Annotated in this window: 23 protein-coding genes and 1 pseudogene; 10 read left to right on the forward strand and 14 right to left on the reverse strand. The window is 52.9% G+C overall.

Annotation, left to right across the window (positions count from 1 at the left end):
- Positions 1 to 355 precede the first annotated feature (355 nt).
- From AC4D16_RS16570 to AC4D16_RS16585, 4 genes are all read left to right on the forward strand, one after another.
- Complete coding sequence (locus AC4D16_RS16570; protein WP_490955795.1) at positions 356 to 748, forward strand: hypothetical protein; 393 nt, start codon at positions 356 to 358, stop codon at positions 746 to 748.
- Between the two features lie 42 nt (positions 749 to 790).
- The gene (locus tag AC4D16_RS16575) at positions 791 to 1450 is read left to right on the forward strand and encodes an RES family NAD+ phosphorylase (protein WP_490955796.1); all 660 of its coding nucleotides are present in this window, start codon (positions 791 to 793) and stop codon (positions 1448 to 1450) included.
- A 41-nt stretch (positions 1451 to 1491) separates the two neighbouring features.
- Positions 1492 to 1635 (forward strand): hypothetical protein, encoded by a 144-nt coding sequence (locus AC4D16_RS16580; protein WP_490955797.1) that lies wholly within the window; start codon positions 1492 to 1494, stop codon positions 1633 to 1635.
- A 203-nt stretch (positions 1636 to 1838) separates the two neighbouring features.
- Positions 1839 to 2015 (forward strand): DUF8462 domain-containing protein, encoded by a 177-nt coding sequence (locus tag AC4D16_RS16585; protein WP_490955798.1) that lies wholly within the window; start codon positions 1839 to 1841, stop codon positions 2013 to 2015.
- 188 nt (positions 2016 to 2203) lie between these two features.
- Here the strand turns inward: AC4D16_RS16585 and AC4D16_RS16590 are convergent, their stop codons facing one another.
- Complete coding sequence (locus AC4D16_RS16590) at positions 2204 to 2680, reverse strand: ANTAR domain-containing protein (protein WP_490955799.1); 477 nt, start codon at positions 2678 to 2680, stop codon at positions 2204 to 2206.
- A 233-nt stretch (positions 2681 to 2913) separates the two neighbouring features.
- On the opposite strand from AC4D16_RS16590, the gene AC4D16_RS16595 reads away from it, so the two are divergent.
- The gene (locus AC4D16_RS16595) at positions 2914 to 3216 is read left to right on the forward strand and encodes a hypothetical protein (RefSeq protein WP_490955800.1); all 303 of its coding nucleotides are present in this window, start codon (positions 2914 to 2916) and stop codon (positions 3214 to 3216) included.
- 44 nt (positions 3217 to 3260) lie between these two features.
- On the opposite strand, the gene AC4D16_RS16600 is transcribed toward AC4D16_RS16595, so the two are convergent.
- The 13 genes and pseudogenes from AC4D16_RS16600 to AC4D16_RS16660 form a co-directional block, all read right to left on the reverse strand.
- Complete coding sequence (locus AC4D16_RS16600; RefSeq protein WP_490955801.1) at positions 3261 to 4766, reverse strand: ABC transporter substrate-binding protein; 1506 nt, start codon at positions 4764 to 4766, stop codon at positions 3261 to 3263.
- Positions 4759 to 5970: an ATP-grasp domain-containing protein gene (locus AC4D16_RS16605; protein ID WP_490955802.1), complete on the reverse strand. Its 1212-nt coding sequence runs from the start codon at positions 5968 to 5970 to the stop codon at positions 4759 to 4761. Before AC4D16_RS16605 ends, AC4D16_RS16600 begins: the two co-directional genes overlap by 8 nt.
- A 115-nt stretch (positions 5971 to 6085) precedes the next feature.
- Complete coding sequence (locus tag AC4D16_RS16610; protein WP_490955803.1) at positions 6086 to 6976, reverse strand: GNAT family N-acetyltransferase; 891 nt, start codon at positions 6974 to 6976, stop codon at positions 6086 to 6088.
- A gap of 208 nt (positions 6977 to 7184) precedes the next feature.
- Positions 7185 to 8006 carry a hypothetical protein gene (locus AC4D16_RS16615; RefSeq protein WP_490955804.1) on the reverse strand — a complete coding sequence of 274 codons (822 nt, stop codon included), beginning with the start codon at positions 8004 to 8006 and terminating at the stop codon, positions 7185 to 7187.
- Complete coding sequence (locus AC4D16_RS16620) at positions 7999 to 9246, reverse strand: aspartate aminotransferase family protein (RefSeq protein ID WP_490955805.1); 1248 nt, start codon at positions 9244 to 9246, stop codon at positions 7999 to 8001. Before AC4D16_RS16620 ends, AC4D16_RS16615 begins: the two co-directional genes overlap by 8 nt.
- A 71-nt stretch (positions 9247 to 9317) precedes the next feature.
- Complete coding sequence (locus tag AC4D16_RS16625; RefSeq protein ID WP_490955806.1) at positions 9318 to 10079, reverse strand: creatininase family protein; 762 nt, start codon at positions 10077 to 10079, stop codon at positions 9318 to 9320.
- A complete protein-coding gene (locus AC4D16_RS16630) occupies positions 10076 to 10822 on the reverse strand; it encodes an SDR family NAD(P)-dependent oxidoreductase (RefSeq protein WP_490955807.1) in 747 nt (248 codons plus the stop codon). Before AC4D16_RS16630 ends, AC4D16_RS16625 begins: the two co-directional genes overlap by 4 nt.
- Positions 10804 to 12147 (reverse strand): 3-phosphoshikimate 1-carboxyvinyltransferase, encoded by a 1344-nt coding sequence (locus AC4D16_RS16635; RefSeq protein ID WP_490955808.1) that lies wholly within the window; start codon positions 12145 to 12147, stop codon positions 10804 to 10806. The genes AC4D16_RS16630 and AC4D16_RS16635 overlap by 19 nt, the downstream gene beginning before the upstream one ends.
- A complete protein-coding gene (locus AC4D16_RS16640) occupies positions 12128 to 13162 on the reverse strand; it encodes a Coenzyme F420 hydrogenase/dehydrogenase, beta subunit C-terminal domain (RefSeq protein WP_490955816.1) in 1035 nt (344 codons plus the stop codon). Before AC4D16_RS16640 ends, AC4D16_RS16635 begins: the two co-directional genes overlap by 20 nt.
- Before the next feature lie 24 nt (positions 13163 to 13186).
- Positions 13187 to 13387 (reverse strand): annotated as a pseudogene (locus AC4D16_RS16645) (4Fe-4S dicluster domain-containing protein); the annotation flags it as partial.
- Positions 13350 to 13970: a DinB family protein gene (locus AC4D16_RS16650; protein WP_490955809.1), complete on the reverse strand. Its 621-nt coding sequence runs from the start codon at positions 13968 to 13970 to the stop codon at positions 13350 to 13352. The pseudogene AC4D16_RS16645 and the gene AC4D16_RS16650, both read right to left, overlap by 38 nt.
- Before the next feature lie 11 nt (positions 13971 to 13981).
- Complete coding sequence (locus tag AC4D16_RS16655) at positions 13982 to 15232, reverse strand: MFS transporter (protein ID WP_490955810.1); 1251 nt, start codon at positions 15230 to 15232, stop codon at positions 13982 to 13984.
- Positions 15222 to 16358 (reverse strand): ATP-grasp domain-containing protein, encoded by a 1137-nt coding sequence (locus tag AC4D16_RS16660; protein WP_490955811.1) that lies wholly within the window; start codon positions 16356 to 16358, stop codon positions 15222 to 15224. Before AC4D16_RS16660 ends, AC4D16_RS16655 begins: the two co-directional genes overlap by 11 nt.
- 607 nt (positions 16359 to 16965) lie before the next feature.
- Between AC4D16_RS16660 and AC4D16_RS16665 the strand changes: the two genes are divergently transcribed.
- From AC4D16_RS16665 to AC4D16_RS16685, 5 genes are all read left to right on the forward strand, one after another.
- Positions 16966 to 17589 (forward strand): helix-turn-helix transcriptional regulator, encoded by a 624-nt coding sequence (locus AC4D16_RS16665; RefSeq protein WP_490955817.1) that lies wholly within the window; start codon positions 16966 to 16968, stop codon positions 17587 to 17589.
- Positions 17590 to 17831: 242 nt separating this feature from the next.
- Positions 17832 to 18488, forward strand: a complete 657-nt coding sequence (locus tag AC4D16_RS16670) for a TauD/TfdA family dioxygenase (RefSeq protein WP_490955812.1) — start codon at positions 17832 to 17834, stop codon at positions 18486 to 18488.
- Positions 18485 to 19168, forward strand: coding sequence for an aspartate/glutamate racemase family protein (locus tag AC4D16_RS16675; protein WP_490955813.1), 684 nt, complete (start codon positions 18485 to 18487; stop codon positions 19166 to 19168). Before AC4D16_RS16670 ends, AC4D16_RS16675 begins: the two co-directional genes overlap by 4 nt.
- A complete protein-coding gene (locus tag AC4D16_RS16680) occupies positions 19134 to 20540 on the forward strand; it encodes a DUF6025 family protein (protein ID WP_490955814.1) in 1407 nt (468 codons plus the stop codon). Before AC4D16_RS16675 ends, AC4D16_RS16680 begins: the two co-directional genes overlap by 35 nt.
- A 5-nt stretch (positions 20541 to 20545) precedes the next feature.
- Positions 20546 to 21763 carry an MFS transporter gene (locus AC4D16_RS16685; protein WP_490955815.1) on the forward strand — a complete coding sequence of 406 codons (1218 nt, stop codon included), beginning with the start codon at positions 20546 to 20548 and terminating at the stop codon, positions 21761 to 21763.
- Positions 21764 to 22033 lie beyond the last annotated feature (270 nt).

The following is a 22033-nucleotide window of genomic DNA, read 5'->3' on the forward strand; positions in this document are numbered from 1 at the left end:
CCAGCTACAGGCGCAGATCACCGCGTAGCTACACCGAACGCCCGGAGAGCGAGACTCACAACACAGATGATCGGAAGATGACTCACCTCGAATCACCGACAACGTCGGCGAGCGGTCCTACGCGAGAACGTAGCGTGGGACCTCTCGCCTGTCCGCACGCGAACTCCACTCCTACCCCTCGGTTGCACCACGTCAAGACACTCATAACCAGGACCCCTCCCCCGCATTGCAGCGGGTGTACCAGGTGTACTCGTCAACATACATTGACATAAGGTAGCTTATCGGTGATTTCGAGTGTGATCTGGCATGGGTTAGAACCGTGGATTTTGTGCGGGATTCGTGGGATCATTGAGGCATGACAGCTGTAGCGGGAGCGCGCACGGATCTTCAAGCTCACCGAGATTCCATCCGGTTTCAGGAGGATCAGCTCGTGCGTGAGCTGCGCGAGATCCTGGGCGCGAAGCTGGTCGCTTATCTGGGGTCTGTAAAGGAAACCCGGGCTGTGCGCCAGTGGGCTGATGGTGAGCGCAAGCCATCCGCGGAGGTCGTGCAGCGGCTCCGCGACGCCTACCACGTGGCAGCGTTGCTCCGTCAGCGTGATGCTACTCCCGTCGTGCAGGCCTGGTTCATGGGCATGAACCCGCAGCTCGATGATGTGCCACCAGCACGACTGCTGCGCGAGGGGCGACTTGATGACGCCGGCCCAGCGGTGCTGGCTGCTGCCCGCGCCTTCGCAGCAGCAGGTTAGTCCTTGCCACCCCGGACACTGACGACGATCAACACACGCCAGGTGCTTTGGCGGGTCGGCTTCTCTCCTGACCCGTGGGCGTGGAGCGGCTGGCAGTACGCCACCGACGGCCGATTTCTAGGTCGTTGGGACGACGCCGACGGCAACTTCCGCACCATCTATGCCGGCTCCAGCCTGCTGGCATGCCTCCTTGAGGTGCTTGCACACTTCCGCAAGGATGCCCATCTGGCCGCTGAGGTCCAGGATATCCACGAGGACGACCTCGACCGACACATGCACCCCACCATCGAGCCCGGGCTTGTCTCCCGGCGGTGGCTCGATCCCAGGAGAATCGCCATGGGAACGCTCACCGGCACCTTCTGCGTCGTAACGTCGTCACTGACCGTCGCGAGCCTCTACTCGGACTTCATCGGGCAGGCTCTTTCTCTAGGTCTGACCGATTTCGACGCGGCCGCATTAAAAGATGCTCGCCCACGGCAGCTAACCCAGAGCGTCGCGACATGGCTGTACGGGAACACCGACATCAACGGCGTCAGCTTCAACTCCAGACACGGGGATGACCTGACCCTGTGGGCGGTTTTCGAGCGCCCCGAGGACGGGCCAGTATCAGCGTGCCTTGCGGATATCGAGCATCACTCGTTCACAGGCGCCGAGCCCGAGTTGATGCACGCTCTCCATCTTCTTGACCTGCAATGGGCCTGAGCTTGAGCCCAAACTGACGCCCGCCGGACCATCGGCGGCGATTGTCCAACAGCCTGTTGGACAATCAATTTCCGGCCCTTGGCGTCAGCGTCAAGATGTTTGCGCCACAGGTTGTGGCGCAAACCGGCGGCGCGACAACTGTTGACCCGACAGAACATTGGTTATCGGCGGCGATTTTTGGTTAGCTAGAGGAGTGGTGTCAGGCACTATTCGCCAGCGTGTGAGTCTTTCAGGTGCCGCCTTGAGACGCTCTAGGGTGATGAACACCGCCGCCGTCGCCAACTCAGTCGTTTCCCCTGGCCGGTGACAGTTTTCGGGTAGGAGGCGAGCACGCGACCTGCAACATCTGAGCGCACCGTGCCCGACGCTCAGCGATCCCTTGGACTTGTTGTCGTCATACACCCCGGCGGATGGCGACGTCGCCAGCGCGTGGTGCCGGAACCGGTCCGCCACGCGTAAGCAAAGCCCCACGACCATGACCCGAGCGTCCTTGATCAGTAAAGGCATCATCTACCCACCAGCCCTCGGTCGAGTCGCTTTCACCGTCCCTGGCATGGCCAGTTAACTCAGTCCACTCGATCTATGAAACGCCGCTTGGTGCCGGCCTTCAAGCCGCAACGGGTCGACGTAACGTCGGTATCGACGGTCCGTCGAAAGTCTAACTCGGTGAGGAGTGGCGCCCAGCAGCTGTCTCCAGTGGTCACGCGATGCGTCATATCTAGACCGTTCCAAGAACTTGTTGGGCAGGCCTCATCAAGAGCCCATCGCGACCCAATCATGCCCGTTCCGCGCAGTTGCCGTATCGGTGTACCTCAACGCAGCGCTCAAGACGCCGGCCGGATGTCGAATCGAGACGGGGGCGGAAGTGCCTGATATTTCTTGAAGTGGGTTGTGAGATTTGCTTCGCTGACTGGGGACCACCGCTTCGGCGACAGCATGGAGATTCACGTTGCGGATACTCGAAACCTCCTGGAGGATGTCCATCGCCTCGTCCTGACTGCCCCAGTTCTGAGCCATGATGATGCCGGCTGAGACGTGGATAGTCGTTCGGTAATGCAGCGCCGCAGTCAAGTTCTCCCGGGCGTCGTCGAGCCGAGCAATTCGCACCGCAAACCGCAGGGTCGCCGACGTCGTCCTCGTGAATTTCTCTACATCCTGAATCGCTTTAGTGGTGAACGCTTGGATCGATAGGGAGTACAGGTTCAGCGCGCTTTTCGCGTCCCCTGACAACGGGAACGGACTAGCTAGGACAAGACATCGCTTTGCTCGAGGTTGAGTCTCTGCTCGACGGCGGGCGCCAGATCCTCCTCCGTCAGCACGGAAGGCACACCCATGATCCAGATGTCGGGTTCTACGTCCCCAGAGGCAGTGTCTGCCCAGACGGTGGCGAAGGAAGACCCCAGCGACTCGTCGTACCCCCACACGCTCTGGTTCGTGTACCCGGCAACCGCAGCAGCAGGCTCGTGGTCTACAAGAGTCTCAACAAGGGCGTCACCTGGTCCTTCCCCAGCACCATCGATCAGGGCGGGCCGGCCACGTACGATCCGAGCCCCACGTCGACCACCACCACCGTGTGGGACCCGTCCCTCGCCGTCGACGGCGGTGGCGGACTCGTCGCCTACTTCTCGGACGAACCCCAGAAGGCCCGAGGAGTCCTACCAACTTACTCAGCGGAAGCAAGTTCGCAATTGACCAACCCGACTCAGCGAGTACTCATACCCGTCCGAAGCCGACGACCCAGTTGCTCCCAATTTGCAACGCTTTGACGATCTCAGTGGCTCTGCTCAAAATACGACGCCTGACGATGACACTACTTTGCAGAGAAAGATCTAAGGTTTGGCTCTCCGAACAAATCAATCACTGGACCTTTCACGTTGAACTTGTCAAGCTCAACTAAGTGATACTGCACACCGAACCACAAAGGAACTAGAGGTAATTCCTTACAAACTATCTTCTCCGCTTTCTCATACAAAGCTGAGCGCTCACCCTCATCGGGCGTTGCACGCGCTTCGGCGATTAACGAATCAAAAGACGCACTTTTATAGTGAGTGAAATTGTCACTTCCGATTGATGATGAATGGAAAAGAGGGAACAAAACATTGTCCACACTTGGATAGTCGATCGCCCAAGTCATGCGGAATAACGTGTCAGCTTGAGGCACCCACTGAAGAAAATGGGTCCATTCCATAGGCCGAGGCGTTATTTTCCATCCAAGTACATCGTTGATCTGCCCTACTATCGATTCAACCCAGCCATCATGACCCAACCCGGCATTGTAAGTAAAAAAGCTTTCCAGGCAGCCGACTTTTGATTCTGCCAACATACTTCTTGCTGCTGTGGGATCGAATTCTAAGTGAACTAGGTCAGTATCTGGAGAAGCGAGTGGCGGCGGCACTACCCTATTTGCGATCGGTCGCAATCCATGAAATGACTCATCTATCACCCGTTGACGGTCGATGGAAGAAGCAATAGCGCGACGTATAAGCGGATCGTTGAAAGGATAAACGTCCATTGGAAAACCGAGATACTGCATCAAAGCGCAAGGCGTTGTCCGGAACTTCTCCCCCAAGTCGATGCAATCAATAAGTTTGCTCGGAGGAACCTTTACAATATCGACCGTACCTGTTTGCCAGTCCGTGTAAGCCGATTCCACGTCATCATATATTGAGAAACGTAGCGAATCGACGTTTCCCCTACCCCCATTCGAGTAAGCACCGTTACCACCATAATATTCGTCGAATCGTTCTAATTTCAGCCCCTCTCCATTAACCCACTCCTCTTTAATTCTATAAGGGCCGGTACTGACTGGATGAACCTTGAAATCCGCAGGGTCACTTTCTGCGAGCTCCAAGGGTACCGCGGAGGTTGCTCGATGTCCGAAGACGGCAGGTACAGCATGGAAGGGATGGTTAAGGTCTACTTCCAAAGTGTGCACGCCTGTTGCACATACGCCCGACAAATATCTCGCTCGTCCTCTTCGTACGTCGTCATATCCAACAACCGAGAGCAGTTGATAGGCAAGCTTCGATCCAGTCTCCGGTCGCACTAATCGCGCGAACGAGTATACATAATCAGCCGCAACTACTGAACGTCCGTGATGAAACTTCACGTCAGGGTTAAGGTTGAAAACGATTTTTAATCCATCTTCGCTAACGTGCCAGCTTGAGGCCGCAGCCGGACGAGGCTCTCCGGTCACTGCGTCGAAATCGACTAACGGGTCGCAAAGGAATCTGAGAATTAAGGCGCCGTCATGTTCGAATCCGTTACTAGGGTCGATCGATGACGGCTCACCGATGAACACGTTAATTTCACTCATGCAGCACCTCTGGTTCAACGTAGACAAACTCGAATAATGTAGGACATTGGTTCGCGAATTCGAAGATCGCCTCCGGTGCATCGCTAACAACGAGCGCCTTGAGCAAATTTGCAGCGGTTCCACTCGCCGAATCCAAAGTGGTGCCTGCGCACGCGAGAAAATATATCTCACTCACTCCGTATAGTTCCCGGAGCTGTTCATCACTAGGCGCGCGCACAACTAGAGTTTTCCCACCTGGCGGTTGAGCTGTGATGTAACCGGTCGACCCGACTGATGGGCCGGGTTGGTCCGGTGACATACCGACGCTGAGTCGTGCAAGATTTAGGATGAGATCATACCCTGAGAGAGCTCTAAGTTGCTCATAGACACCGCCCCCTACGCGTCCATTCACCTCGATGATCACAGGGCCGCCATTGGTCAGCTTGATCTCCGTGTGAGTGATACCGAAGGTGATACCTAACGCCGCGTGGGCTGCCCAAGCGCAAGCGACTATGTCTTTTATCTCTTCGTGGCTACGCAGGGCAGGCATTATATGTCCGTTCTCGCGATAACCAGAAGACAAAGGTAATTTATCGCGTACACCAAGCAATTGCGGTGTGCCGCCCCGAACGATCGCCTCAACTGATACGTAGTCTCCCAGCCGAGAGTCCTCCGGCTGGCGCCCGACGATTTCTTCTTCCAATATCATCATCGGCTTTGCCTGAGCAACGCGCCGATCGTGAGTTATGAGATTAATCGCGTTGCTCCAGGCGCAGGATAGATCTGAAGCCGATACGACGCGCGTGGTCGCCAAGCTACCCATCCCGATCGAAGGCTTGAGCACTGCGGGGAACTGGAAGGACTCGGCGGCACACGCAACATCAGATTTCGTCGGGAGCTGCATGACCCTCGGAGCCGTCAAACCGCTAGCGCTTAGACGCGCCCGCTGCTCAACTTTGTCCCGCAGGGCGTGTAGTGTCGCCAATGAATTAGAAGGCAAATCAAACTTCGATGCAACCGCTTGAGCGATGTGAACGACTCGCTCGCTTAGCGCAATAACACCGTCTGCAGAAACTAACTGCACCAGGTCACTTAAAAAGTGTTCGAGTTCCCCTAGATCGTCAACTCCGCGCACGGTGCCGCCCTGCTCCGAAATCGTATCTAGACTTTTGAGCCGAGTAGCTGTTTCTTGAGCCGATCCTACGTCCAACCAAATGCAATGCATTCGGAATTCTACGAGCAGCGCTGATAAGAAACTCGCCGGATGTGGCCCCCCGGGAGCATCAACTAAAATAAGCACCGGTCGAGAGTCTGGCTTACCTATGTCCACAAGTCACATCCTATGGTGATTGTTCGCTGAGACGAGATTCACGTTCCCGAAGCCCGCGTGAGGTGATATTGCTGAGAACCGGATGAGATTGAATTACACCGTATAATGGGTCCGGCTTAGCTCCTCGCAATCGTTTAGCCCGATAATTCTCAGTTCCAAACATGAATTTCTTGATGCCACGCTGCACACCCCATTCAATCGGCGCGTAAAATGCGGTGTTGAAGTATAGGAAATTAACATCTGGAGCGAGGTAGTCAAATCCGGCTAATCTAATGTGTAGAGTATTGTCGTCAATAAGGCCTATCGCAACTCCTAGGACCGAGTTTTCCTTCTCGCATAAGAAGACCACGACATGGTCCTCGACAGTTTCTTGCAGATCAACGTAGTCCTTCAAGATGCCATCTATCGATCCTCCCACTCCGTAGCGGTTCCGAAGCTGCAACTGCAGCTCGGCGGTGTGCTCATTCAAGAGTCCAGTACCCGTACTAACGTGAAGACTAAGTCCGGATGAATAGAATTCTCGTCGCTCACGCCTTACCTTATTCCGACGACTACCCGAGAGTGAACCAACGTACCCGTCGAAAGAATGCCAGTCCCCGCGAAGAACCATCTGTAGATCTATAAGGCTGGGCGATAAGTTGTCCGCAACGCTTGAAGCGATAGCCGAGGCGTCCTGCAAATCGAGATACAGGTAACCTACAGTCGGGCAATCGTTCGACAACGCCCATAATCTAACCGCACGCGTTAGAGCGCTGATGATCTGCGTCCTACTCGCACCAGTCTCGCCTTTAACCACGAGTGAGCAATGGGTGCCGGATATCGCGGCGACCACACTAGGGAAAAACTGGTGCCGAGCACTTTCTGGAGCCCCGACGATGGAGCTTATATCGTACAGTGGCATAACATTCGAGTCTGGAACGTATCGCACAGCAATTATCGCAACTACTTCGTCTGCGATGAAAGCGCAGAAATATCGGATATTTCCACCACTCAAACGTTCGCAATACGAAAGCCAGGCTGGAGAGTTGTATAGTCGCCTATCGGATGCGAGGAGGCCAATGGCGCCTATTGGAAGGCTCGCGACAGAATCGAACGATTCTATATGCAACTTAGACGGCAATTCTTCCCTCCATCAACGCATGCACTTCTGCGCCCAATGCTAAGCTTCCGCCACGACCGCTCATGTTTAAAAAGAAATGACCTTGGCGCTCAGGAATGTTCGGGCCCTGTACAACGCGATAATCGGCAGTCTCATCCTGCATTAGAAGCAGTTTACCTAGTCCCAGAACGGCTCCCCCAGTTGCAATGTCTTCTCTACCCGCCAGGGACGAGGTGTACACGCGCACCCGGCACAGATTATCGGACACTGTATATAGCACTAAGCCTGAGACTGCATATGTGCCACATATCTTCATGATGTCAACGGACGACATGGATAAAGCGGTGAGGACCTCAACGTTCTCACACTCCAAATACAATCGGCTGCGAGCCTCCCTTAGGATTAGTCCAACCGAGTTGACCCCATTTAAGGCCGCGAGCAAAAACCTCGGAATTTCAACAGTCTCTGTCCTCGTCGCGACACGCTCGATTTCCTCGGCCCAGACGAGGCCTTCACGCCGTTGCAGAAGTAAGTCTTGGCCGCTCCGGTGGCGAACGATCGTTCGCTCGCCCTCATCAACACCATTGAATATTGCAGCAGCAAGAGAGGTTTGAAGGCATTGCGCTAGCTCCTCATGAGGAGAATGAGTAACCAATTGAATGTCCTGCGGAGTTTCTGCCACAATGAATCCTGTATCGGGTACCTGCAGACGGCGAGAAAGCAGTGCTCTGTTCAGATTCGGCGAAGAGTCCCGTACAATTACAGTGTAGTTTCCCCCGATGTCGCCGCTGCCGAATACTCGGCCCCACCAAGCATCGACGAAGTCATTCACAATTGGTTGTGCTTACTGTCGCCAAAGCTTCGGATAATACTTGAACTGATAATTCTAGGTCTTTCAGACTGACATTTAATGATGGAGTCAATTTGATCACGGTCCCCCGACTGCCTCCGCGCAAAGCAACAACTCCACGAGCCCTCATCTCGCTTACCACGCTCCTGACGAATGAAGAAAGGTCCGCTGAGGGAGATTCTACAATTTCCACACCAATCATCAACCCCTGCCCGACGATCTTAAGTCGCACACCTTCTACACTAATTTGTTTGGTTATTTCGACAAGTGCCTCTCCCTTCAGAGCAACCTCGTCGATTAATCCGTCACGCAGTAGCACTTCAAGTACCGCGCTACCGCCGGCACAAGCGAGGGGATTTGCAGAGAACGTGCTCGTCTGACGAAGTGGCGGCATCTTTGACATGACGGAGCGAGGACCGGCAACTAGCGACAACGGGAGCCCACCCCCAACAGATTTTCCGAGAACAACTAAGTCGGGGATGACACCCTCAGTATCAAAACCAAACATCTTTCCCGTGCGGCCGAAACCTGTAAATACTTCATCGACAATCAGCAAAATGTTATGCTTTTTCGTGAAAGAACGTAATTCAGTCAGAAGGCCTGGCGCCGCCGCTTGCATACCGCCTGCACCTTGAACTGTCTCAACTATCATTCCGCCGATATTGGCTAGGCCGAAATCGGGATGCTCGAGCATGGAGCGTCCAAAGTCGGGCGCGTCCGTGAATGCATGGTTATGTTCCCGGTACCCGGAAGCCACGGCATACGGTAGCGAAAGCGAAGCTACAGGTAATTCTGTTGCGTCAGTTCGAAATGAAGAATTCGCCGTTACTGTGAGAGAACCCGCAGTTTTTCCGTGATACCCACCCAAGAAACCAAGGATTTGACCACGTCCAGAAGCCATCCTTGCAACCTTCAAGGCTGCTTCCACAGCCTCCGAACCGGTTGCGCACCATAGAAGCATTGCGTCGTCCCAAGGGAGCAGGTCAACTATTGCCTCAGACAAAGTGGAACGGGCCGGACTAGTAAGCTGCCATCCCCCATGGGTGAATAGACTAAGTTGTCGACGCATTGCATCAACTACCTCTGGGTGTCCGTGACCCAATGCTAGAACACCGGATCCAGAAGTCATATCCAAGTACTTCTTACCGTCGGTGTCCCACATATAGCTACCTTCAGCTCGCATTATGGCGATGGGTAGATCGTTTTTGATGGTGTGTGCCATAGACGGACTCTCAAGACGGACTGCCGTCTCGACGGCTACCTGCGAATCATATGCTTCGGCATTTCGTAATTTCACAGCCAGCCTCGTTCCCTAATCAATGCGTCTGATCGTGCCACCAGCGCTGCCGCAATCTCCGAGCCCTTACGCTCAGTAGCTGCCCGCGGATCACCCAGAACCCCGTTAGGAACGTCATGCGCCGGAAACCGCGTGATGTGGTGCGCACGTTTAGTTACGTGTAGGTCATCCCGAGTGAGTCGACCTCTTGGCTGGCTGCCCTCCGCGATCAGTTCGCGACGCACTGCTTCTGGGTACCAATACATGAGTAAAGAAGTTAGTCCCTCTCCTGCGTGAGACTCGCTCTGCGACGTGGAAACAGAAGCGATGACATCTTGGACCAGTTGCGCCCACTCGATTACAAGGATGTCTGTATCGTGTTCAGAGTTGAACTCCCTCGAGGCGATTACAAGTGACTCATGGTTTTCATCATGTCCATTAACGACCAACAACCTGTTACTGTATCGAGTCGCCCAATTTGCCAATCCTTTAAATTGACCGTTGAGCACAGCGTGATCGATCCGCGAACCGGGCCAACTTTCGAAGGCGTGCAGTAAGCCGACCCGTATGTCACCCAGCATCACCGATCCATGAAGTCCAGAAAGTTCTTTGCCCAAGCGCTCCGCTACTAACGTATCTGATGCAAGAGGCAAATGCGGTCCGTGTTGTTCCGTGCTCCCCACTATCAGAACCCAGTATGGAACTTTTGGTGATATTGCTTCTAGCTCAACCCAGGTGAGGTCTTCCAGACGGATATACTGCTTCGTCAATCCATTCATGATAAGCGTCCTCCATCTACAACGAGCGTCTGTCCATTGATATAAGTGTTCTTGTCAGACATCAGAAAGCTTATGACGTCAGCGATCTCCCGCGAGTCCGCAAGTCTTCCTAAAGGAATCTCCGATGTGTACCGCGCAATGCTGAGAGCCCTGTCGGGCCAATTGGGGTTAGCCATCTTCCCCGGCGCTACTGTATTAAATAGAACTCCATGTGGGCTGTAAGTGACGGCAAGCGACCTCACCAAAGCTTCCAGCCCTGCTTTACTAGCTGCATACGCTGCGGATGCAGTGGTTCTGCCGGTATGCGCTGCGGCAGAACTGACGGCGACTACTCGTCCCGCTTTCGCCTCCAACATCAATGGAACTATGTGCTTGAACAAAACAAAGGCGCTCGTGAGATTGATCTGCAGCGTCTGCTCAAAAGTCGTTGCTGACATTTCCAAATCGGCCGAACCTTCCGCGTGCAGATCTTTCGGAGACCAACCATGACAAATTATTAGACCAGAAGGCGGCCCACCGCGGTCGAAGTGAAGGCGCTTCACCACATCAGCGACTGCAGCACTATCAATCAGATCGACCCGGTACCACACGCCCTGATCGCAACTAGGACGTTTGCGATCCAACAAAACAACTTCTATGTCGTTCTTATCGAGGCTTTCAGCGATTGCTTTCGCTAAATACCCTGCGCCACCGGAAATGACAACATAAGGACGCGTCGCGCCTGTCAAGTTACCGGTGCCCATCGCGCCAGCTCCTTCATGGCCTGAGGGTTCGACGTTTTGACTGCGCCCACGTTGATAAGTGTGCAGAACCCGCCGGACATAACTGAGAGAACCATAGCGCTAAAAATTATTCTATGATCATCGGGTAGATTTACAATGCTCGGACGCGGGTAGTAGCCTGCGGAAACCTTGAATCCGCCCGGAACCTCTTGTGCCTTACATGAGAAGGCCTCAAGTAGGGCCAGCAGCGAGACTATCCGGTCCGTATCCTTCCCTCTCAGTTCTTCCGCTCCCACGATAGTTGTGTCGCCACGAGCGGTCGTTGCAATAGCAGCTATCAAAGGAAGTTCGTCAATTGATGATTGTATAAGCTCGCGGGAATGTACAGTTACACCGTTTAACTGACGTAGACGTCTTATTCGTATATCACCTACTACCTCAGGTCCATCGACGTTTTTCTCATGTACTTCAACACTTGCTCCCATGGCCTCAATGATCTTGAAGAAACCTAGCCGGCGATCGTTAAGACAAACCCCCTGTAGCGTCAGCCACTGATCGGATATCGGCGAAGCGATGTGAATGGCAGCCAAAACTGCCGCACCAGAAGGATCACCAGGCACAGTCAAATCGAAGGGTCGTGGCTTTCCCGGATGTATGGAAACACGTGAGGCTTCCTCACAAACATTCACTCCAGTCCAACGGAACAAATTCTCCGTATGATCCCTCGCGACAGCGGACCGGTTGATGTGAACCGAGCCCATAGCCAACGAGCCTGCGAACAGCATCGCTGAGACTGGTTGCGCTGAATCGACTGTTATATCGACCTCGCCACCGCCGAGCCGTCGACCCGTCAATTTTATTGGTAACCGTCCCTCCTCCCCGAGTTCAACAATACTCGCCCCGATCTGCCTCAGCGGATTGATGATTTCGGCCATAGGTCTATTAGATAGGGATTGATTACCCGATACAATCACTTGTCCCGGTTGAGCCGACAGAGTCGCAATCAGTAGTCGCGCGGTTGTTGCGCTATTCCCAGCATGCAGGTGAACGATTGACGAGTTCTGCTTTTCTTCTTTTCGACCGTGAATCAGCAATGCTTCAGGAGTCTGGGATACTGACACGCCAAGTGCTCTAAGACATTGAATATTTTGTCGCATGTCAGCGCAGATCACGTAATTCTTAATATGCGACTTACCTTCCGCAAGCATAGCTAGTATGGTTGCCCTCTGCGATATGGCCTTATCGGCGTGAGGCGTGATTCTCAAATCCCACCCCGTCTCAATGAACGGCGCTCCAACCCGGACCGATTCTGCTCCTTTCATGACCTCATTCCCCTGCCACATCATCGTCTACTCCAGGCTCGCCCGTCGGTTGACTTAGAGCTTCGATAATCGCGTCATCCGATAGCGCCCCGACAACTTCTGCACCAGGCACGGGAGGATCCGGTACGCGCCCTGGGAATTGCTTCTCATAGTTTGCATAACGGTGGCGCTTCCGCTGCAAACCTAAACTCTCCTCCTCCAGGAATTCATCGCTTGTGTAGCTCAACCGACCAATTTTCCCGGCCTGCTGTAGCAAGGCTGCGCCGACATCTGAACGCACCATCACAAGCGATACTCCTTCATCACCTTTCTCATTGCGACTTGTACGGAATATGTTCGGGTCCCCGTCTGCCACTGAGATGTCGGCTATGCCGCTCCACCAATCCGGGCAGGCCAAGCATCGGAAGGTTTTGTGGGGTTTGAATTCAGTCACCAACTCATGAAAGGGAATTGAATGCTCTTTTTCATTTTTATCCCACGCTGTGAAGCGCCCAGGATAATCACCAGCTCGATAGCGCATTCTTGTCACGTCCGTTAATTTGAGCTGAAGCCTATTCTCAATCAGATGCTCGGTACCGGATCGTTTTGTGTTTGAAGCACATGCAAGCTCTATAGTGAAGATTATTTTACTGGCGATTGCGGGAGGACAGTCCAGATTCAGCATCTTGTTGATTGCTTGGATCTGGCAAGCCAACGCAACTATGCCTAGACGCTCATAGGGCGCATCTTTCAAGATTTGAAGATTCGGAGTGATGCAGTAATTTGCCTGCGCACATTCCAACACTTCTTCCTGTGTAGTAGCGAATTTAGGTTCAGGGATCCACGGCCGATCTTTGTCTCTTCCGATGACTAGGACTGCATCGACAAGTTTTGATTCTAATGCCGTGATTAGAAGTGCGCTCGTTGCACCACCAGCTGATGCGGCGTGCCGCGTTGCAGGGTCAACGGCTTGAGCAGAGTATGTGCCTTGCGCAATCCCAACCCATCGCTCATCTTTGTTTCGCTGACGCCCGTATATCCGATTTTCTGATTCCGGCACGCCCGTGTCCTTACCGGGGCATACGTCGATGCATAGCGTGCAATCGCCGCATGCATCCAGCGAGTCACCAGCCAACCTTGGGATCAAGTCATCGGTTGTCATACTCAACAGCCCTTTCGGGCACACGGATACACATATTCCACACGAAGTACACAGATCCTTATCAAGGATGTTGTTCTTTAAGAGATCAAAGCTCAATTTCGACTCCGAACGCTCTTTTATCAAGTGCTAATAAGTCGCTCAGTTGACCAATATGATCGAGATCATGACCCGCCAACACTGCTAGTAGGACACGTAAGGTCTCAGCTCCTCTGTAGGAAAGCCTGCCTCGCCTTGCGAGATCTGCATCAGAGAGCGTGTCGAGTACGGCTAGAGTGTTGCGCCGCGATACGCGAAATCGCTCTAGCGCATGCTCAACAGGCTCCACATCGAAGAACCTCGTCCAAGGATCCGAGTCATATCCAAAAATATCGGGTGTACTTTCGGTGAGTATCGATCGCATCCTAACTGCGTTGACAGCTTCGTTATCAGCTACATGATGCACGACTTGAACGGCATTCCACTCGCCAGGCGCCGGAGACACGAGTAGATTACTTCGAGGAGCCGCTTGTACCATCGATTGCAATATCTGAGGTGTATTGCGAAGGAATTCACTAACGCTCGTACCGCCTCTAACTATCAGATACGCTCGTCGCTGACCGGGTGTTCCTCTACCCTCGTTTACTTCACCCTCAAGCCAACGTATTGAAGTAGGATCTGACGGGAAGTTCAGCGCTTGATCTAGTGCATCTGCCCAATTAGTTGTCATGTTCGATTTGCCTAATCTGAAATAGGTCGGATGGTGAGACGAGCAAGGAATAGATCACTGCGCAACCAGAAAAGCGCAAGAATGAAAAGTGACAAATAGATCGAACTGATGATGCCGTAGGTGATCGTTGATTGGATCAGTCCGACGTCACTAATAAGTTGCCCAGCGAAGGGGATTATTAGGATTGCACTGCAGGAGGTCGTAATCTCTTGTCCCATCGCCACTCTTCCCAGAATTCCATATTCCGTCCGAAGCTGGAGCTTGGTGTCCAAGCTCGTCGCCGCGAATGCTGCCGAAAACCCGATCAATATGAAACTTAGAACCGATGTCGTGAAAAATGGAAGTAGCCCCAAAAAGAGGTAAGAAATTGTCGCGAGGAAGAATGCTCCGGCTAGCGATTTAGGGCCTCCTACACTTTTCCAACGAACGACCAGAATCGCTGCCAACGCTCCCAGAGATGCTCCACCGTCGAGAAGGATGATGCCCAACGCTCCCCCGGAGAAAGCTGCATTGATCGGTGCCACCAGTATCGTGAGCAACGATAAAATAACTATCGGGTAGGCACCTAGAAGTAGTTGAATAAGCCCTCCGGGTGCACGACGAAGGGCCTGGCCTAGTTGAACCCAACTTTGGATCGCTGAAGCCTTAGATGGAGCTTCATCAATCGATACGTTATCGTTCAGGTCAACAATTGCGGAGCGAAGCCCGAAGAAGATCGCTACGCCAGCAAGGAAGAATAAACCTATGATGACGATTGAGTATCCTGGGCTAAATATTGCGTTCAATAAAGCGGCTACCGCCAATCCAACCAATTGAGCTACTTGCAGTAGTCCGAAGCGCAAGCCATTTGTGTTCTGAAGTTGCTCTGTTGTAGAAAGGAGTCGAGCTAGGACGAAGCTTGATGTTCGGTAGATCGGTCGTATTAAAGCGGAGACGAGGAAAGCAGCGATCAGATACTCATCGGTCCCGAAGAAGGCGAGGAGTATTCCGCCGACAACCACCGCTATTCCTCGGATTCCGTTACTCATCATGGCTAATCTCAGAGGAGGTATTCGGTCGATAATGCTGCCCCCGATGAATTGACCTACCATCCCGATCGCGAATTCAATTGCGATGAGCCATGCGAAAGTACTCACGGACCCCGTCGAGTTGAAAAGTATGAGACCGGTTATGAGGGTGAATGCACCAACGCCGATATTAGTAATGAAGAACCCAAGTAAATAGATCTTGATTCGGCGCTCACTAACATCTCTAAATCCCATGAACGGTGATATCCACTCGTAGTTTCGAGATCAAAGACTCAGCAAGTAAAACGGCTGCGTCTGCGTCTGGCGCGCCGACCCTGACCGAGGCAATCCTTGAGTAGGAGCTGAGAAGTCCCCGCAGGTCGCTTCCATCTTCGACTAGCTGGACGACGTTGAGAACGTTTGGTTCAGTACGGAGCGTTTCCAACCCTTCAATATGCCTTAACGCGCCCGTCACGTTAGATGCTAGATACTTGATTGCGCCTGCGGCTGTATAATAGGGCTGCTGACGGCGGGAAGAAACTTCATGTCTTTGGGTGATGTCCTCCCCAGCGAGTTGTGACACCATCAGTCCCACTATGTCGATACCAGTTGCGGTCTGAAGTAACTCCGGTATCTCGTCGCCACCCTGTCGTAAATGTGTCTCCACAATGAAGGGGGTGTCGCCGGAGAGGATGACTTCTGTATGGGTTGCACCGTTCTGCACGCCCAGAGCAGTGAGACATTTCCTGACGTGAGTCGTGATGCGTTGCGCGTCCTCTCGGCTCACTCTCGCCGGCAATACATGTCCGAGCTCTACCTTCGTACGCTCGTCCTTAAACTTCTCAGTCAAGCCCAGTACGTAGTGTTCTCCGTCGTGGCTGATGGCCTCGACGCTAAACTCAGGTCCGTCCACGAACCGTTCTGCGAGCGGTGGCGAGGGCTCCAGGCGCGGTGCGGACGCTGAATAAGTCGCTTCAAACGCTTGAGCGAGTTGATCCTCCGACGTTATGACTGAAATCCCAGCGCTCGCTCGACCTTTCGATGGCTTCAAGATAAGCGGAGGGCCAACTTCGTCGTAGAATTCTTTCAACTCTAGGGTGGAGGAAACCTGCCTAAATGCGATTTGCTCTACTCCAGCATCATGAAGGGTTTCCCTCATCACGGTTTTGTCTTGCGTGCTCCTAATCACATTCTGGCTGTGAAAAGGCAAATTAAGGTCTTCGGCGATAATTGCTGCTTTGTCTTGATCGATCTCGGCGAGAGAAGCGATACGGTCAAACGCCCAGTCCTTATAAATCGCACGAGCGGCCGCTTTCCAACCGTCTACATCAGTATCGTCGTTCAACACTACGACCAGATCGTTTTCTTCCAGAGCATGCACCCATCCCAGAACGGAAGCCCTGCATAGGACGGCGGTCGCAACACCTTCATGCGCCAACCGAAGCTTGGGGTGCGCTCCTGATCCCCCCCCTACGATCAGGACTCGATAAGGCGTGGTGGCTCGTGACATGGTCATCTTCGTTGTCCCTACGTGCGGAGTCGAGCCATCTCCTGGCTCGTCGACAGACTCGTGAACTACTCTTCTCGCGATCCAAGGGGCGACCGAGTCACCCAAGAACTAAAATACCGCTTAGTCGTATCATGTCTATTCGATAGACCGAAGTTACACCTGTCAGTGTCGTGCTGAGAGTAGTACCCCGGATTTAGCCCTAGCCGCAGGATAAGATAGCGACTTCTGTGTGTAGGTCAAGGGATGAGCAAAATTAATTTGTCGGCTATTGACAATCTAGCGAACGCAGTCTATGCCCCTCAGGATTGATTTCTTCCCTCAGGCCAGTCTCAAGGCGGCGCTGCTAGGGTATTTAGGGGCCTCGTTTGCTAGCACAGACACAAGCTTCTTTGCATATGGCGGGGCGGCAGGCGGGATTTTCGGGGAACCAAAGCTGAAAGTGATCAAGTAATACATGGGGCAGACTAAAGTAACAGTAATGGTTGCGTGCGACCGCACGCTATCCCGCACCGGATTATCGGCTCTGTTCGAGACTCAAACGGCCCTGCATTTGCTCTGGAGTGGTCCTAGCAAGCATGTGACCACACAATTAATCGGGAACAAGGATCCTGATGTCATCGTGTTCATCGGTGAACAGCTACTAGCCGCTTTACGGTCGACTTTGGAAGAGAATGTACACGCGAACCGTCGGCCCAGGGTGATAGTCATTTCGCGATCGAAAGCATTTAGGCTCGAACTTTGTCAGCGGCGGTGGCGTGGGCTATTCGTCTTCGATGATGAAGTAGACATTACCGAGGTCTTAGGAGCGATCCAACTGGAGCAAGAGATTTCCGACGATGCCTGCTCCGAGCCTACAGGCAGGCAACCGCATCTTGATCGTGCCTCAGATATTTCACTTGGATTAACTCAACGAGAGGCCGAGATCCTAAAATTGGTCGCCGCTGCGCAATCAAACTCGCAAATTGGTAGCTCCCTATTCATATCGGAAGGAACCGTTAAGCGACACTTGGCTAACGCGTACAAGAAGCTTGGCGCTGTTTCACGCATCGACGCCGTTCGCCGAGCGTCGATGCGTGGGTTTTGGCCGTCGGGAACGTCGTAGTTGCATGAGCTCCGACCGTTCTTCTACCCATGCACCTTTCGATGTATCTTCAACTTCGATTATTGCACTGAGCACAGAGTTCTGGAAAATTTGCATCTGCAGTAATTCGTACTGTTCGTAGCAAGATAGGACAAGAAATGACTATTTCTCAAACTGAGATGTCGAACCACGTCGGTAGGTCCTCGACCCTACTTTCCGCGCTAGGCGGTGTTGAAGGGTCCACCGAGGACCTCCTGGGATACGTGAAGGATGAAGTAGCTGAGTACGGTTATGTTTACCTCCGAGACGTACCAGACGGTTTCGACCATGCTGGATTCCTCTCCCAATTAGGGGAATTCCTACCTCAGTACGATGGCAACCTCATTTGGCATCTTAAACCAGAGCCCGACATGGATGATGTTTATCATTCTGGAAACAAACAAAAGCTCGTTCCCCATACTGAAGCATATGAGTATGAAGGGAATCCCCCGCATTATCAGGCGTTGTGGTGCGTGAAGCCGGCTGATGGGCCTGGAGGTGAAACCACGATCGCCGACGGCAGGCAACTCCTCGCGCAATTCGATGAAGAGATGATTGAGAAACTGAGAAGCAATCGGCGCCAATGGAAATCAAGTGAGGGACTTGCCCGGAAGAATATTCATATTACAGCAGAGCATGCCGTGCTTACCGCATTCGAGGATACTGACATCTTACGGTATTCGTATAACAATTTGATTGTAGAGGAGAACGATTTTTTGACTGACTTTCTCGAAGCGGGGAATACATTCTTTGATCGGACCCATCATGCCATCGACATCGAGCGGAATGGCTTACTGATCTGGGACAACTGGCGGATGTTGCACTCTCGCAACGCTTTCAAGGATGCAGGTCGACACCTCTGCCGGGTTCTTATCAAGTGAAGCGGGCATGGAAGACCATCGGAATAGTCGGAGGTCTCGGACCGACGGCATCGGCTGCGTTCTATCGACGTCTCACCGACTTGACGGCGGGGACCGATGATTCAGACCATCCGCGAGTGATTCTGTTCTCCGAACCTTCCATGCCGAATCGCATGCTTCATCAGGCAGGTAGGGGCCCGTCACCCTTACCTGCCTTGTTAGCAGTGAGTGAAGCACTCGTATCCGCGGGAGCTGATCTAATAGCGCTTCCCTCCGTTACAACGCATCACTACATACAGAGCCTAGCCAAGGCTTTGCCGATTCCGGTCCTCGACATGCGTGCCGCATTGACCGCCTCGCGCTCGGATATACCGAACGACTTGGGAATACTGGCTACTGACGCTGCCATAAAGAGCGGGATCCTTACCGATCATTTACATTCCCTCGACATCAATTTTATGCTTCCACCGCCGTCACTACAGAACCAAGTGCAGCGAACCGTGGAATTGTTCAAAAGTGGAAATGAAGTTGCAGCTCGTGCATCATTGGAGAGCGTTGCCAGATCAGATTGGGCATTCGAAACTAAGGCTTTGTTCATCGGTTGCACTGACATATCACCGCTTCTCTTAAGTAGCGATCGCCAGTTCATCGATATCTCGTCGTTGTATGGCAAGTTTGTCCTGGAGGCGGCCCTTGTATGATCATCCTCTAGGAGTAGCGCGTCATCTGAAAGCACTGGGACTCGAAGACCTGGCCGGCTCTGGTTCTAGCTTCGCGGCACGAGACCTTTCTGACTCCCCGCTTCCAGTCGGTGAGGTCATGAAGCAGATGCAGTTGGCGCCCTACAGCGCACTAAGAAGTGCGCACTCGTCGGACTGGTCCGACATCTGGAACTTCCGTAGCGGGACGCTAGATTACAACGCCATCCTGTGTGACACTCTTGGCGTCGCACAACCTTTTATCTACGACCTCAACCAGACCGAGAGTCTAGACGACCAATTAGGGGATACCTTATTTAGGCCCGCATCCAAGTTCGACGGCGGCCTTCGGACTAAGTATGTTTTGAGGCATTTCCGCAACGAGAGCTTTCAACCAACGGAACCATTGAAGTCGTATCTCTGTCCCTTCGTTGTCGCGGAAACTGCTGACGGGCTAATTCGATTAACTGATATACACAGGTCGAGCATGGGAGGGCGACCATTCACTACCCATTGTGACTTCATCACAAATAATGAGCAGCGTGTATTACGGCTGATTGAGGGCTTACTCGAGAAGGTCTTGGAAGGCACGCCTGTTAAACTTCCTCAAATCGTGGATCGGCTAGTAAGTAAGAGTGGAGAAGTTAGCAGGGTAAAAGCACGAGTCGACTCCGGGAGATTTTTCATCGGCGACATTTCATATGCTTCTCCTTCCGCCTTGGCCGAGGCACTTTTGATGATTCCTAGGCTTGCGAGCTCGAACGGTAATCTGCTGGACGACTTGAAGTCTGCACCAGTATCCATGCCCCTCTTATCCCTCGACATGGTTCTTGTGCTTCAGTCAGTACTTCGAGCGGACAAAACAGTCGGACACATAGAGGCGGGCGAGTCAGGAGGTATTCATGCGCACTGGGGTGCACTCGCCATGGCCGGTAGTCCACCAGTCAGCAGAGGATATTTTGCTAGTAAAGGTAGAAGATCGCGTCGGTTGTTTGAAGCCGCTGTAAGCCTGTCACCAGAGATTACTACTCTAGACTTCGTACTCGCTCCAGTTGCACCCTTTTTATTGTGGACAGGGGCGGATGACATCGAAGCAGATTCTGACCTGACGAATCTTCTTGTTGAACAAGCATTGCAACTCGACCCAGGGAACTTGGAAGATCAAGGGGCGGCATTAGTTACATCACTATGGTCAGAACGCAAGGGAGAAGTGAGCGACGCCTTCAAACAACGCTTTGCCTGGGTTGAACGCGGTGCCAATCAAGCGCGAAACCGATCCTCTCCGGTGAAACCTGACAGGTTCGATTGCCTGACTATTGGTCAAGCGAATGTCCTATCGGGTAATCTCACTCGTTTGATACGAGAAAAGGCTTAGTGTTCGTGTCGTGGAGATATAGCCACCAACGGTATATAGGTTTCCAGTCACCAGCCTTATTAGCCGACGGTGTTACCCTATTAGCTGTTCCGCTACTAGTGCTCGCGGCTACAAACGATGCTGCGCTGAGTGCTTTAGCAGCGGTACCTCGAGCGATTGGCTATCTATTAGCAGGAATACCTATCGGTGCACTAGTTGATCGATTTAGATGTGAATCTTTTATTACTATTTCTAATGGATTTCGTGCTGTAGTTTTCGCTTTATTAGGTAGCTTATCTCTTGTAGGACCGCTTCCGGTCGGTTTAATATTTGCGGTCGCTTTCGCGGCTGCTATCGCCGGAGTTGGTTTTGAAACGGCTCTTGCGGTGGTAATCAAGGAGCGGGTGCCACTAGCTCAATCGTCCGCCGCGTTCTCAAAGGTCGAACTTGTCACGCAGTCCGCGGTTGTTCTCGGCCCTGCGCTTGTGGGTATATGGATCAACATTGCACCGTTGACAGGTATCATTTGGATGGTTTCAGGCCTCTACGTCATTGCCTTTATTAGTGCTCTGTCAATGAGTGATCGTCGGCTAGAACGCGATCAGGGAAGCATCTCCCTGCGGAATTCCGGGAGTGAAGCGGTGGCGTCAGGTATGTGGGGGGGCTTATCGCTGATTCGGCGAAACCCTAGTCTTCTCGCTCTAACCTGCATCCAAGTTTCGGTTAGTTTTTTCCTCTCCGCACAGACTAGTGTTTTGTATCATGCGCGAAATCAACTCCTTGTTCCCGATAGTCTGTTAGGAATTGTTATCGCGGCGATAGGTTTCGGAGGTTTATTGGGTGCTATTGGCTCTTTCCGATTGGCTCGTGTGCTTCCCGAGGAGAAGCTATTAGGTGTCGGCGTGCTCGTAATCTCAATCGGATTCCTGCTACTCGCACTAGCCCGAGGTGCCGTAATCCTATCTGCCGGTAACTGTCTAATAGGGCTTGGGTCAATTGTCTGCGCGGTGTGCATTCGGTCAATCCGTCAGGCTATCGTCTCAATAGAGTTTTTAGGACGCGTGACAGGTGCAGCACGTACCTTCGCTCTCGCCGCACTACCTTTAGGGGGTCTCTTGATGGGCTTACTGATTGAAGGTGACGTCATAGGTTCTCATTACATTTTTGGAGCTAGCGCGTTGTTTCTTGCTGTCGTTGGCTGCTGCTCGATTGTGTCTTTACCAAGATTGATCAGCGAACGATGAATTGATGATTGATCGATGTTAAGGTGGCGGCCAATTCCCTGACCGAGAACACGCGCTACTGGGCACTGATCAATCATCGCAGCGTCGCTCGCACTCGCTAAGCGTCACAACTCGCAGATAATCACACGCCATCGCATACCACTACACATTGCCGAGCCGGTTGACTCCAGGAGGGGTGTGATGGTGCGTGATGAGTAAGAGGGATGCGAGGATCCCCGATCTGTGCCCGCACTGCGGAGGGATCGTTCGTATCCGCGAATCACTTCAGCG

Source organism: Arthrobacter sp. TJ-236 (assembly GCF_058269235.1).